Genomic DNA, 960 nt, shown 5'->3' with positions numbered 1-960 from the left:
GGCATCCCCATCAACGACCTGACGGCGGGCAACTTGCTGGCGCTCGCCATCAGCATGGCGCTGTACGAGCGCGAGAAGACCGGCAAGGGCCGCTACGTCCACACCAGCCTGCTGGAGGCCGAGGTCTTCATGCTCGACTTCCAGGCCACGCGCTGGCTGCAGAAGGGCGAGGTCGCGGGCCAGGCCGGCAACGACCATCCCGTGAACACGCCGATGGGCGTCTTCCCGTCCTCCGACAAGCCGATCAACATCGCGGCGTCCTCTCCCAAGCTCTGGGAGGTCTTCTGCAAGGCCGCTGGCCAGGAAGCCTGGCTCGAGAAGCCCGAATGGAAGACCACGGAAGGCCGCACCAAGGACCGCGCCGCGCTGAACGCCGCCATATCAGAGGTGACCAGCCAGAAGCCCTCGGAATACTGGATCGCGAAGCTCGAGGAGGCAGGCATCCCCTGCGGCCCGATCAACAACATCCAGGAGGTCTTCGAGGACCCGCAGGTCGAGCATCTGGACATGGTCTGGCAGATCCCCCATGCGAAGCTCGGCACGGCGGGCGTGGTTCGCACGCCGATCAACATGCAGGGCCACCAGCCCGGCATCCGGCGCGGCGTGCCGGCCCTGGGCGAGCATGCCGACGAGATCCTGGCCGAGGCCGGGATGAGCAATGACGAGATTTCCGCGCTGCGCGCGAAAGGTGTTCTGGGGAGCTAATGATGACTGAGACGAGTTTCGCCGAGGGCAAGATCCTCGCCCGCACGGCCGATGGCGTGGGCACGATCGTGTTCAACCAGCCCGAGAAGCGCAACGCGATGAGCATCGCGATGTGGGACGGCATGGCCGAGGCGCTCGACGCCTTCGAGGCCGATCCCGGCATCCGCTGCGTGGTGCTGGAAGGCGCGGGCGGCAAGGCCTTCGTCTCGGGCGCCGACATCAGCCAGTTCGAGAAGAGCCGCTCCGACGCCGAGG

Annotated in this window: 2 protein-coding genes; both read left to right on the top strand. The window is 66.8% G+C overall.

Translation table 11 applies throughout. The features are described 5' to 3' along the window. A partial coding sequence (locus AC1DWF_RS32745) for a CaiB/BaiF CoA transferase family protein (protein WP_476842680.1) occupies positions 1-705 on the top strand: 705 nt, incomplete at its 5' end. Positions 706-707: 2 nt separating this feature from the next. Beyond that, positions 708-960 (top strand): enoyl-CoA hydratase/isomerase family protein (locus AC1DWF_RS32740; RefSeq protein ID WP_476842679.1); only part of this gene is annotated, 253 nt, incomplete at its 3' end.

It is taken from the genome of Aminobacter sp. P4_D5 (genome assembly GCF_056401815.1).
The sequence above is the reverse complement of the archived record's forward strand: the minus strand, read 5'-3'. Positions and strand labels throughout refer to the sequence as shown.